This window comes from Yersinia entomophaga (genome assembly GCF_001656035.1).
GTDB lineage: Bacteria > Pseudomonadota > Gammaproteobacteria > Enterobacterales > Enterobacteriaceae > Yersinia > Yersinia entomophaga.
In genome coordinates, this window is the sequence record NZ_CP010029.1 from 2,611,239 (window position 1) to 2,624,170 (window position 12,932).

The window sequence follows — 12,932 nt, forward strand, 5'->3', positions numbered from 1 at the left end:
AAACAAAACGGCTATGGGTACTACCGCTCAGCCTGTCAATGTAGAAAAAAGAGTTAATCGATGAGGAACGCGGACTTAGACGCTTGTATTAACCATAGTTGAGGATCAACTAACGTCCATTATTATTGGCCTGATGAAAAGCAGCCAATAGATATAAACGTCAATTTATCAGACGGTTAATGATCAAACGACTCATCGGTTTTGACGATTATTTCACCCGGACGTTACCCGGCGAATAACAGGGGAAGTGACTGTAAAGTATCAAAATGTGCGGGTCTGGAAAGATAGTAACCTTGCGCAGCACAGGCATCAGATCGTTTAACCAGCGCCCATTCTTTGTCAGTTTCCACTCCTTCTACAATCACGCCTTTACTGTAGCGGCTCATCAATGTTACCAGCGTAAAGAACAGCTGCTGCCCTACCTCACTTTGCTGTAACAGAATAAATAAATCGCGAGCTATTTTGATGTATTCATAGCGCCAACTGACAAAAGACGAGAAGTTAGCCACACCGCTGCCAAAATCATCCAGCCATAATCGATCGGCCTCAGCGATTTGAGCAAACGGAGTAATACAGGCGGTATCCATATGTTCGACCAGCTCAAAACGCACATAAGGCATAGAATCAATAAGCTGCCGCGCTTCGGGATCGTTTTGCATCTCCATCAATGCCTGACCGTCGATATTGATCGATACCAACATTGAGCGATGGGTAAAAATACCGTGCCATTGCTTCACTAATTCCAACTGTTCTAACACCACGTTCAGACGCGCCCGAATGCTGATAGAGGAGAAATAATCCTCTGGTGAGAGTCGGGTTTCCGGCGAGGAGGGATGATAAACAGCCGTCAATAATTCTATCGCCAGTAACTTCCCTGAAGTGCGATAAATAGGTTGGAAAGTATACCTACGCTGACATTGCCGCCAAAAGTTGAATCCCTTATTACAATCCTGAGCGGCAAGGGATGGCGCAAGTAAATCTGATATTTTGTTAGTTAGCATCAGTTTTGTCGCCATATGTCGGGGTATCAGGCAGTCAAAGCTCATACTATGCTTACTGCCATAAAGACGCTCCCCAATGAGAGCGTTCTTCCTTCTGGAGATGTTATCGACTCGTTCGACCAGAACTTTATATGTGAGCCAGGCAGATTCTCAAAACTGCGAAATCGCCTCCAACTGAGCAACGAACGACAAACCGGCAAACGTGATTGAGTTAACGCTAACATTAGGATAAATGGAGAAAATAATGCCATACGTAAATATTAAAATTACCCGTGAAGGTGCCACCGCCGAACAAAAGAAGCGGCTGATTGCCGGTGTTACGCAACTGTTAGTCGATACCTTGGGCAAAAATCCGGCTACCACCGTCGTGGTCATTGATGAAGTTGATACCGATAACTGGGGTATTGGCGGGAAATGCGTAACCGAACTGCGAAAAGCCCCCTAATTTTAACGGAACAAACGGGAAACCTGTCAGTTTCCCGACCTAGGTCATAAAAAATATAAAACGCCATTTTAATTCTATTGACTCACGCAGAACCAGCAGAGAGACTAAGCCTATATCCCTCATATCGAGTTTTCTTTAGAAATAGGCCGCTTTCCATGACCAGCAAAAAGATTGCCGTTATCGGCGAATGCATGATTGAACTGTCGCAAAAAGGTAACGATTTGAACCGAGGTTTTGGCGGCGACACGCTAAATACTGCGGTTTATATTGCCCGTCAGGTTGACGAAGAGGCGCTGGAAGTCCACTACGTTACTGCCTTGGGCGCTGACAGCTTCAGCGAAGACATGTTGGCGGCATGGCAGAAAGAGAAAGTTAAAATCGATTTGATTCAGCGTATGGATGATAAGTTGCCGGGCCTCTATTTTATTGAAACCGACGAGACCGGTGAGCGTACTTTCTATTACTGGCGCAATGATGCCGCCGCCCGTTTTTGGCTCACGGGGCCGCAAGCTGATAAAATTTGCCAGAAGCTGGAAAACTTCGATTATCTCTACCTCAGTGGTATTAGCCTGGCTATTCTGGACGCCTCCAGCCGCCAGCGCCTGTTGAAACTACTGCAAGCCTGTCGTACCAATGGAGGTAAAGTTATCTTTGATAACAACTACCGCCCGCGCCTGTGGCAGAGCAAAGAAGAAACTCAGGAAGCCTATCGCGCTATGCTGTCCTGTACTGACACCGCGTTTCTGACGCTGGATGATGAAGATATGCTGTGGGGCGAGATGACGCTGGAGCAGGCTATCGATCGCACTCAAGCTTTGGGCGTTAACGAAATCGTGATCAAACGAGGTGCAGATTCCTGCATTGTCTGGAATCGGGAATCCGATAGCCAGCGGCCCGCGGATCAACATGTGGTACCCGCCGTAACCTTGCCAAAGGAAAAAGTCGTCGATACCACCGCAGCGGGAGATTCATTTAGTGCAGGTTATCTGGCCGTTCGCTTAACCGGAGGCACACCTCAGCAAGCCGCAGTGCGTGGCCATTTGACGGCCAGTACTGTGATTCAGTATCGGGGGGCGATTATTCCCATCGCGGCAATGCCAAAAGTCTAAGCCAAACGAGATGTATTGACGGGAGAGATAGAAACAATATTCGGGACCAGAAAGGCCCCGAATATCTGATTTGAACACCCGGTTTTACTGCGCGGTCGAAGCTTCCGGCGGCGTCCCTTCTGGCGTGGTGCCTTCTTGCGTCGTTCCTTCTGACGCAACGCCTGGCGTAGCTTCCGGTTTCACTTCTTCCGGCGCAGCCATTGGCGTACCCGATGTCATAATGCTGTTATAGCTTTCCTGCAATGCTTTCACGCTGACTTCTGGCTCACCTTTCGGCTGAACCAGAACCAAAGTGGTATCTTGCGAAAGCTGTTGTTTTAGCTCCTGATTCAGATTGGCCAACGTTAAGCCGGACAGGAAGGTTTGTCGCAGCTTCTGATATTGCTCAGGTGCGATATCCACTACACCGCTCTGCTGAGAACGCAGGCGCTGACTCATCAACACATCGGTATCAGTACGGGCATAAGTCGCGAACAGCTTGCTTAACTGATCGTTTTTCTGCGCCATCAGTCCATCAAATTCAGCCTGACTCAGCCCATTAGCACGAATACTGGCTAATTCATTAGCAATAAACGTCATGCCGGAATTCAGATTTTCCGTTGGCGTATTCAGATGAATCGCACACTGAGCACGTTGGTATTGCACCCGGCAATCAAAGCCCAGCTTCATATTCTTCTGACCGCTTTTTTCCAACGCCTGCTGCATATGCCAGAACAGCGCTTCTCGCGCTAGATCACTGCGCCAATAGCGGCTAAGTGCCTGGGAGTCCTGTATCGGATGCCACGGGGTATCCCAAATTAGCGACAAAGTGTCCTGCGTCACCTGCTCGCTCATCAGGTTCACCGGCTGAGGCGGTAAAGGAGCCAGCATCGCGATAGAAGACGGGGTCTGTCGCTTCCCTTCCAACGAAGAGAAGGTTTTACTGATTTGCGCCACCAAACTACGGCTATCGACATTGCCCACGACATACAGCGTCATCGCATCTGGCGTGTACCACTGTTTGTAGAATTGCTTCAGTTTTTCCGCATCAACCGGACCATTTACCGGCTGCCCAGGATCGTGACCCAGCAGTGAAGACCCTTTTAGGCGATAGCGCCACCAAGTGTCCTGTACATTTTGCGGGAAAGTAGCAATGGGATCATTAGGAAGATTCAGCGCAGCATTCACCGTTTGCTCGCTGATGGCCAGCTTACCGCTGGTATCAGATAGCCAAGCCAAAGCCTCTTTAATCAAATCAGGGCGATTGTTTGGCAGGCTCAGGCTGTATAGCGTGAAATCATAAGAAGTAATCGCCGGTGGTAAAGGGCGCTCGTTATCGACCCCTTGCTGCCACAGCGATTGGAGTTGTGCCGGAGTAAAGCTCTGGCTGCGAATAAGCGCCAAACGAGGTAACAGATGGGCAAAGCCAACCTGCTGTGCGCTTTCCGACAGAGATCCGGTATTGACCACCAGACGCATCTCTACTCTATCACTTGGGCGCTGCGGCGTTGCCAGCAGCTGCCATGTAAACCCGTTTTCTAACTTTCCCTGCTGCCAGGCAGGATCGGGTTGTAGTGCTTCAGCTTGCACATTGCCGCTGGCCGCCGCCAACAACAATCCACCAACTATAAGACGAATTCTGGTGCCCTGCATGTGAACCCCTACTTAATAACTATCCAATTTAAAACTATCCAACTTTCAAAGAAATTACACGCTCAAAACAGCCCAATGATACGAAACTCATCGGCGTGTGCTTATGTTGGATAAAAAAACTACGCTCATCACAGTTATGACCGCGGAAAAAGCAAGTGTACCATTCTGTTAGACCGCATGCTTTTGCCGATATCACCCATCACTGCGAAAAATAATGTTCAACGGGCAATACGAGCGAAAAATGGTAGTGATTGACTATGCAGAAACCACCGGTAACGATGAGCTACCGGTGGCTGATTGACTAATCTGGTGACCTAAAAGAATCAGGAAGAGGATATCTGCCCTTCTGATTTACCTGCCGGACTCTTATTCGACAATGTCGCCTGCAGTTGATCGTTATCCAACTGGTTACACCATTTCGCGACCACAATGGTCGCTACGCCGTTACCGACCAGATTGGTCAGCGCCCGCGCCTCAGACATAAAGCGGTCAATACCCAGAATCAGTGCCAAACCGGCCAATGGTAAATGTCCAACAGCGGAGATAGTCGCAGCCAGAACGATAAAGCCGCTACCGGTCACGCCAGCTGCGCCTTTAGAGGACAGCAGCAATACCACCAGCAGCGTCACCTGATGCATGATATCCATGTGGGTATTGGTTGCCTGAGCAATAAATACCGCCGCCATGGTGAGGTAAATGGAAGTCCCATCGAGGTTAAATGAATAACCTGTCGGAATAACCAAACCCACTACGGATTTTTTACAGCCCGCACGTTCCATTTTCTCCAGCATCCGCGGTAATACGGATTCTGAGGAAGAGGTTCCCAGAACAATCAGTAATTCTTCTTTGATATAGCGAATAAATTTGAAGATATTGAAGCCGTTAGCGCGCGCAATGGAGCCTAGCACCACCACCACAAACAAAATACAGGTAGCGTAGAAGCAGACAATCAATTGGCCCAGTTGCAACAACGTACCCACGCCATATTTACCAATAGTAAACGCCATCGCACCGAAAGCACCCAGCGGAGCCAGGCGCATAATCATATTGATGATACCGAAGATTACGCGGGAGAAACTTTCAATTACGTTAAAGATAAGCTGACCTTTTTCGCCTAAACGATGTAAGGCAAAACCAAACAGTACGGCAAACAGCAAGACTTGCAGAATATTACCGCTGGCAAAGGCGCCAATCACGCTTCCGGGAATAATATCCAACAGGAATGGAATTATTCCTTGCTGAGAAGCTTGCTCCGCGTACATGGCAACCGCTTTAGCATCCAAAGAGGCAGGATCGATATTCATCCCTGCTCCAGGCTGCACCACGTTCACAATAACCAGGCCGATCAACAGTGCAATCGTACTTACAATTTCAAAGTAAAGCAGAGCAATGGCACCTGTTCGCCCGACCGCTTTCATACTTTCCATTCCGGCAATACCGGTCACGACGGTACAAAAAATAACCGGAGCAATAATCATTTTAATTAATTTAACAAATCCATCGCCCAGAGGTTTCATCTGAGCACCGATGTCAGGATAAAAATGGCCTAATAGGATACCTAACGTGATTGCCGTTAATACCTGAAAGTAAAGGCTTTTAAAGATGCTGGTTTTCATATCAATGTCCTTTTGGAGAATGCACGGCAATGTGTCGTTATGGTCTCCGCAAATGAAAGGGACGCTTCATTTTTCTATCCGCGCTAGCGCGAAAAATAACACCCCAATAACAATATGTAAGTCATTTATTATCGTAAATTGTCCCATTAACACGAAACTAAGAACTGAAACGCTTCAAGAAAAGGTAACTGGAGTGGAGCAGTGAAATATTCTTTGCTACCGAGCCGGTCTGAGAGACCTGATAAGGGAAAGGATAAATAAGAGAAGGTGGGGATATTGCGAACCAACGTTGACCGGACAAACCCGATCAACGTGGCAGGAAACTGGCCTCAAACTCTTCGCGCGGCACCGGACGGGAGAACAGGAAACCCTGCCCGCTCGTCACACCGTGGTCTAACAACCATTGACGCTGAGCTTCATTTTCTACGCCTTCGGCCATCACGCGCAGTTTGAGCACATTGGAGATACTGCCGATAATTCGCGCCATCGCATCATCCTGCGGTAGCGTGTGGACGAAACTTTTATCGATCTTAATCATGTCGATGGGCAGACATTTTAGGCGATTGAGATAATGCAGGCTGGAATAACCCATACCGAAATCATCCATTGCGATGGAAACGCCGAGTTCATGCAGCTCACGCAACAGTAGCAACGCCTCATCCAGATCGGGAATACGGGCAGTTTCGGTGATTTCCAGCATTAACTGGCTGGCATCAATTTTGTAATGACTGAGGATAGTTTTGAGGTGCGGTAAAAACGTCTCATGCTGCACCTGCAAACCGGAAATATTCACCGCCAAGGGCAATTTAATGCCTTGTCGCTGCCAGTCTGCCAGTATCCGGCAGGACTCTTCCAATACCCAATTACCCAGCGGCACCATAATGCCTTTTTCTTCCACCAGCGGAAGAAAATCCACCGGCGAGAGGTAAGTACCATCGGCCTGATTCCAGCGCAGCAACGCCTCCGCGCCTATGACTTTTTCATTACGCATGTCCCACTGCGGCTGTAGGTGCAATATAAAATCACGTTTCTCAATGGCTCGAAGAATGTCATTTTCGTAAGTCAGATGCTTTTGCGTTTTTTCCGACAAATGCTCTTCGTAATAGAGAATCTGATTTTTACCCTTATGGTGGGCTGCCACCATGGCAGAGCTAGCACTGCGCATTAAATCTTCAGCGCTTTCATGCTGATTAAGATATTGCACGATGCCAATACTGGCTTTCGGACGCAACTGCATGTTTTCAAAGGTCAGAGGAGCGGTAATCTGCGCCATAATCCGCCGGGCAAGCTGCATCGCCGGGAAAGGTCGCGATATCTCTTTTGCCATGACGGCAAACTCGGTTTTACTCAAATGGCCCAGCAAGCAGTTCTGGTCAATGCACTGCTCAAGCTCCTGCACTATGGTCAGCAACAGCTGCTCATGCTGATGTTCCGTCATGACGCCGGACGCTTCATGCAGCGTTTCTATGCCAATAACCAAGAGGTGAAATTTTTCTGGTCGAACAGGGGAATCAATGTGCTCATTCAACATGGCTAAAAACAGCGTGCGATTCGGCAATTCAGTCACCGGGTGGCGGCTGCTGATACGGCTCATTTCCGCATAGGCTTTCGCTAACAAATGCTGGTTACGATTATAATTTCGCGCCAATACCCCTAATTCATCATCAAGATGACGAGCGGGCATGGAAAGCTGATGATCTAACACCTGATCCTGAGAGATATTCTCCAGTTCACGAGCCATTGAGCGCAATGGATGCACGATTAACCGGTTAATACACCATGTAATTGAAACGGAAAGAATCAATGCTAACAACAGATAGGTTGAAAGCATGGTGGATAAGGTATTAAGAATAAATTGATAAATACGGTAAGAATCAGCCTGTAACACCAGATAAGCCAGGGGCTTAGGGTTGGCGGGGACTCTTTCTAATGAATAGAGCGGAACGGTAATTTGCACCGGCAGATTAAATACCCGGTTAACCCAATTGGGTACCGGCTGCTCTGGCTTAAAATTAGCGTGTAATACCTGTAGCTCATTAGGCAACACCACATCTGCCCGACTCAAAATCCCAATCGGCAATGTGCTCTCCAGCACACGTTTAGCACCTGGAATATCGACGCTGAGTATGGCCGAAGAAAGGGGGTTTTTAACGGAATACGCGATACTCTCCAACTGCTTGGCGTAGTCATCTTTGCGCTGCTGCACAAAATGGAACAGTTGAATGACAATAAAGATACAAATCGTCACCAGCGCCACACCGGACACCGTTGCCATTTGCTTTATCGTTAACGAATGCCTAACCCGCAAACTTTTTCTCCGCCTATCGTACCCGTAAAAAAGCGGCTTTATCATCAAGCCAACCGCCAACTCAGTCTGAGTATACTCGATCGTCTGCCGATTTTATCTTGCGAGACTAAACTGATGGGCAAGAATATCGCGGGTTTTGGCGTTTTCCTATCAGGATCCTGCTTTTTATAGCGTAAAAATCACTTTTAGAGCAGTTTTTCACCAGGTAAACCGCCCCGAAAGATTATTTAAAATCGGCGTAAGGTACCAACGGCTGCGGCGGCATATCCAGATCGCCCTGCCAGCCCGCCATTGAGTATCGCAGATACACCAGTGCATGACTTGGGGTGTAGTCTTTCGCCTGCTGAATATCAATACCGGCACCCAGCGTCCAGTGAGAACTGAGTCGCCGCTCTATCAGCGCTCGCAGGGTATAACCCACGCCGCTGCTGCTGTCGCCGAACTCGGTTGCGTTGCGATCTCTGATTTCCTGCAAGCTTGGCGACAATAAACCTTTCAGCGGATAACGCGGCTCATCGCTGGTTGCCGAATGAGAAAGAGAAATCGAGCCACCCAGTTCCCATGACCAGTTTTCCGTGCGCTGGCGATAATTCACCGGAATAGCCACAGACAGGTATTTTTGCGGACTGTAATAGCCCCCTTGCCCCAAGGTGTAGCCGCTGAGGTCTTTTTGATAGTGCCACCACATTCCGTTCAGACCCACGGAAAGGCGGCGGTTATCTTCGTTAATCAGCTTGTAGTAATAGCCGGTCATCAAACGCAGGCGTTGGTTATCCGCAACGTTTTGCCCCGTCAGATAATGGTAACTGACATCGCTCCAGACTCCGTGCGCTTCGCCACGATCGTAACTGGTACCCAAGCTGACGCCGTTGGCGCGAACGCCGCCCCAGGTCACATTGGTATTGGGATCTTTTGTTCCGGCAAACGCCAGTAATGAACTGGAAATCGGGCGGCGAGATGCCGTTGCTGTCCAGCCAATATGGTTCCAATCGCTGCTATAACTGACGCCACCGACCACATCAACCACATCAAAACCCATCGGAGTGGTACCGATATCCGTTTCCCAGCTATCGTTTTGCCAACCGGCGGCAATACTGGTACCGGTTGCCCGCTGGCGCATGTTAGCTACACAAGGATTTTCAACGTCATAGCAGGTGCCAGCCTTATAGCGTTCATTGGCATTGAAAGTACCTGCATCCATTTGAATGGTATCAGCACGGAAGAACGCCCGTCCATCAGACAGCGGCGTATCCACCTGTAACATGGTGTTGTGGGCATTCAGATCGGAAATACCTTCTGTTCCGCTGGAACGAACATAATCATGATCCAGCGTGACCCGCGTATCTTGTTGACGATACAAATCGGCGGCATCGGAACGGATACCGCGTTTCAGCCAGTCATCCGTAGCCTGATTGCGCGTAAGAAGCGTGTAGCTGTCGTTATCCGCTGGCAGCGTTGGCGTGATGCCGCTACCAACCATGGCCCGCTTATAATCCTCCTGCGCCAACTGCGGATCGCCCAGTTTTTGCGAAAGACGCGCCGAATCACGGAACACTAACGCGTTAGCCTGAGATGGGCCTTCTTTCTCAGCCTGTGGTTTAAGCTGCTGGAAGATGGCCGATGCCTTTTGTGGATCGCCCACGCCGCTCCAGGCATTCGCTACACGCCGCTGGGTATTTAGTGTTGCATCTTTCGCCACCAGAGAATCGCCTTGCAGAAGCTGGCGCGCATCGTCGGTTTTCCCCTGAGCCACCAGCGCTTCGATTTCTCCCAAACGAGCGTCTGGATTATTGGGTTCACGAACACGAATACCGCGATAGCCGGCTAGCGCCTGCGCGTAGTCGTTACGCTCCAGCGCCCAGTCCGCCAGCGTCATATCAATACGCGTACTCGGCGGCTGCTGACGTAATAAAGCTATCGCCGACGGTTCATCCCCGCCAGTACGTAGCCGTTGGGCATTTTCCAATACTCGTTCGAATTGAAGTCGTTGATCCAATTCGCGAATATCATCATTCCATTGGCCCTTAGGAAGCGTGGCCAGGTGGCTAAGTGCTTGATTGTCTCGCTCGGTGCTAGAAAGATATAGCGCATAAGCATAAACCTGCTGGGGATCGGCCGGTTTGCGTACCGCCAACCCGGCGAATTCCCTGTCAGCCTGCTGCGGCTGCCCGCTTTGATACAGCGCCTGCGCCAAACGATAAGTCAGCCAGACATCGTCCGGCGCCATTTTCTGCGCCTGTCGGTATTTTTCCGCTGCCTGATGCCACTGTTGCTGCGCCGCGAGTTGCTCGGCCTGCTGTTTCAGCATATCCAGCTTCAGCCCGTTCAGCGTGTCGCGCATTTTCGCCTGTTGTCCCGCCGGTAAACCGCTGAGGTAAGCCATAGCTCTTTCCGGAGACTGACGCTGGTAGATATTTGCTAGACCGCGCACCGCACTGCTGTTACCGGGTTCCAGACGCAACGCCTGCTGGTAAAGCTGTTCAGCGGTTTTATCATCATGGCGCGCTACGGCAACGTCGGCTAAACCCAGTACCGCGTAGCTGTCGCTGCTATTAAGCTGGCGCGCCTGCTGATATTTCTGCTGTGCCAAATCAGGGTTACCCGCTTTCAGGGCTTTATCTCCCTCATCCGCGAGTAACCAATAATGGTTGGTTTTAATCAGGCTGGTCCATTTATCGCTGTTCAGCCCAGTTTTATCGACTTTCTGCGCCTGTTCAAACAAACTAGCAGCTTTTTGCCGATCTCCGGCTCGCGCATAGGCGATACCTAATGCGCCCAAAACGTCGGCGTCATTGGGGGCAGTAGAAAGCGCCTGTTTCAGATCAGGAATGGCATTGCGGCTCTCGCCACTATCCACTCGGGACAATCCGGCCAAGCGTGCCTGATAGCTGGGATCGGACAACATTTTTTCCTGCCGAGCCAATTCGATACGCGCTTTATCACCCGCGGTACCACCGGCGAAAACATCGAGAAAACGATTCAACAGAGAAATACTCTGCGGGCTAACAGGCAACGCTTTGATTTGATCCATCCACAAATCGGCAGCCGGTGAGTTACCCGCAGGATCCGCAGCCATTTTTTGGAGTAAAGCATAGGCCTGATCATCCTGTTTTTGACTAAACAGCATTCTGGCTAATGCCATACGCAGCGGAATATTACCGGGGAACTGTTGATCCAAACGCTGCAACTGCTTCATCGCCGTCTGCTCTTGCCCCGGCAAACGTGCCACCAGCCGCCAGTATTCCACCGCTAAATCCAGCGTTGGCAGCTCACCTTTCAGTAGCAGGTCATATTGGACTTTCGCTTCCTGAACGCGGCCAGCGGTGGCCAGCAATCGCGCCTGCTGTAATTTCTGCATGACTTCGGGCTGCGTAAGCGCCAGCGCCATTTTTGACTGGCGATAAATATCGGAATTCGGGGCAAGCTGTTGCAACCTATCCAGCTGTTTTTTCGCCTCTTCCGTGTTCCCTTGGCGCAGTGCCTGACGTATTCCCGCCGCAGCAACTTCCGGGTTATTTGGATCCATCAGGCTGAGGCGATACAAGGATTGGCGCACCAGTTCATCTTTATGGGTAGCTTCCCCCAGACGAACCTGTTCCAGAAGAAATTGAGCGGGAGCAACGGCCTCTGCGCCTTTAGCCTGGGGCAATAACGCCAGACTAAAAGGAAATACGCTCAGCCAGTTTAATTTGAAGTTACGCATTGACTGCCCCAAGAGGGTAAAAGCTCACCCTGCCGATTAAAACGATAACGATTCTGTGCCCATCCCTGACCATAAAGCGTCAAAACGGAACTGTAATAAGCGTCGGAGCCGGGAGGTGATTCTTCCACCCGCTGCGTCTGTTTTTTCAATATTTGTGAGCCACTTGCCGTTGCGCTGGCGCTTAACAACGGCAATAGGGCGGCCGAGAAACCTACAGGCCCGTTGCCCGTCGTTTTGCCACTGGCGGTATCGGTTTTCTCTGGTGGAAGCCCTTGCTGCTGCGTCACTTCAACCATCGGCTGAAAACGTTCGATTAGCGCCGCTTTCTGTGGGCTGTCGTCCGCTAACATACCGGCCCAGAGATAAACTCGAATGGCATCGTAGCTGCCGATATTGGGTTTCACTTTATCCGGCTGCCAGCCGTTGGTTTTGCGCCACACCACCCAATCCGGCGAGAATCCTTTCGGTGCTGTTTCCAGCCAGAGTCGCTGATTTACCGACTCCATTGCCTGCCACGGCCCTTTTTTCATACTGGCAAACCGCGCCAATAACTGTGGCGGCTGATAGCTGGGATTGACGCGCCAGGTATCTTCGTCAACAAAACCCACTTTTCCCGGTAATAGCATTCGGCCTAAACCCGGAATATGCGCCACCTCTTCTTTGGCAATCCGCTGCAATAGCAGAGTCCCCATTGTGGTGTAGCGGCGACTATTCCACAGCCGTCCGGCCTCCAGCAGATCGTAGGCAATCCACAGATCCGCATCGGAAGCGGAATTGCTATCCAGCACGCCCCAGGTTTTATCCTTTTTCTGCCCCCACGACCAAGCGGGCAGGCGAGCGGTTAAATCTCCCGCCGCCAGATTGTTTTCCGTCCAATCCAACAGCAGGTTAAAAGCCGCGCGATCGTTAGCTACCAGCGCAAAAAATAGCGCATAGCTTTGGCCTTCCGAAGTGGTCAGCATTTCGGGGACGCTAGCATCAATAACGCGCCCCCCTTGGCTTATATAGTGTTGTTTGAACTGCTGCCATGCGGGCCAATGACATTCTGCCGCTGTTGCCCCGCTATAGGCCAACAGCAACAGGCTGCATATCAGTCGGTTAAACATCACAACCATAAA

General features: G+C 50.2%; 8 protein-coding genes. 2 read left to right on the top strand and 6 right to left on the bottom strand.

What is annotated here, in order from left to right:
- Window positions 1-224: 224 nt before the first annotated feature.
- Window positions 225-1,001, bottom strand: a complete 777-nt coding sequence (gene pdeH / locus PL78_RS11965; protein ID WP_120806929.1) for a cyclic-guanylate-specific phosphodiesterase — start codon at window positions 999-1,001, stop codon at window positions 225-227.
- A gap of 244 nt (window positions 1,002-1,245) precedes the next feature.
- Here pdeH and PL78_RS11970 point away from each other — a divergent pair, with 244 nt between their 5' ends.
- Together PL78_RS11970 and kdgK are read left to right on the top strand one after the other, a co-directional pair.
- Window positions 1,246-1,446 (top strand): 2-hydroxymuconate tautomerase family protein, encoded by a 201-nt coding sequence (locus PL78_RS11970; protein WP_049597327.1) that lies wholly within the window; start codon window positions 1,246-1,248, stop codon window positions 1,444-1,446.
- 155 nt (window positions 1,447-1,601) lie between these two features.
- On the top strand, window positions 1,602-2,555 hold the full coding sequence (kdgK, locus tag PL78_RS11975; protein ID WP_064515756.1) for a 2-dehydro-3-deoxygluconokinase: 954 nt from the start codon (window positions 1,602-1,604) through the stop codon (window positions 2,553-2,555).
- A gap of 84 nt (window positions 2,556-2,639) precedes the next feature.
- Here kdgK and PL78_RS11980 read toward each other — a convergent pair whose 3' ends face one another.
- The 5 genes from PL78_RS11980 to bcsZ form a co-directional block, all read right to left on the bottom strand.
- Window positions 2,640-4,187 (bottom strand): M16 family metallopeptidase, encoded by a 1,548-nt coding sequence (locus PL78_RS11980; protein WP_064515758.1) that lies wholly within the window; start codon window positions 4,185-4,187, stop codon window positions 2,640-2,642.
- A 323-nt stretch (window positions 4,188-4,510) separates the two neighbouring features.
- Window positions 4,511-5,803, bottom strand: a complete 1,293-nt coding sequence (locus PL78_RS11985) for a dicarboxylate/amino acid:cation symporter (protein ID WP_064515761.1) — start codon at window positions 5,801-5,803, stop codon at window positions 4,511-4,513.
- A gap of 307 nt (window positions 5,804-6,110) precedes the next feature.
- Window positions 6,111-8,111, bottom strand: a complete 2,001-nt coding sequence (gene hmsP, locus PL78_RS11990) for a biofilm formation regulator HmsP (RefSeq protein ID WP_205582787.1) — start codon at window positions 8,109-8,111, stop codon at window positions 6,111-6,113.
- Between the two features lie 223 nt (window positions 8,112-8,334).
- Complete coding sequence (gene bcsC, locus PL78_RS11995) at window positions 8,335-11,814, bottom strand: cellulose synthase complex outer membrane protein BcsC (RefSeq protein ID WP_064515766.1); 3,480 nt, start codon at window positions 11,812-11,814, stop codon at window positions 8,335-8,337.
- Window positions 11,796-12,929, bottom strand: coding sequence for a cellulose synthase complex periplasmic endoglucanase BcsZ (gene bcsZ / locus PL78_RS12000; protein WP_064515768.1), 1,134 nt, complete (start codon window positions 12,927-12,929; stop codon window positions 11,796-11,798). Before bcsZ ends, bcsC begins: the two co-directional genes overlap by 19 nt.
- Window positions 12,930-12,932: the final 3 nt, after the last annotated feature.

What these genes read in the sequence shown, in the direction of transcription:
- pdeH (WP_120806929.1), bottom strand. Translation starts at nt 1,001, where the DNA reads ATGCTAACTAACAAAATATCAGATTTACTTGCGCCATCCCTTGCCGCT.
- PL78_RS11970 (WP_049597327.1), top strand. Translation starts at nt 1,246, where the DNA reads ATGCCATACGTAAATATTAAAATTACCCGTGAAGGTGCCACCGCCGAA.
- kdgK (WP_064515756.1), top strand. Translation starts at nt 1,602, where the DNA reads ATGACCAGCAAAAAGATTGCCGTTATCGGCGAATGCATGATTGAACTG.
- PL78_RS11980 (WP_064515758.1), bottom strand. Translation starts at nt 4,187, where the DNA reads ATGCAGGGCACCAGAATTCGTCTTATAGTTGGTGGATTGTTGTTGGCG.
- PL78_RS11985 (WP_064515761.1), bottom strand. Translation starts at nt 5,803, where the DNA reads ATGAAAACCAGCATCTTTAAAAGCCTTTACTTTCAGGTATTAACGGCA.
- bcsC (WP_064515766.1), bottom strand. Translation starts at nt 11,814, where the DNA reads ATGCGTAACTTCAAATTAAACTGGCTGAGCGTATTTCCTTTTAGTCTG.
- bcsZ (WP_064515768.1), bottom strand. Translation starts at nt 12,929, where the DNA reads ATGGTTGTGATGTTTAACCGACTGATATGCAGCCTGTTGCTGTTGGCC.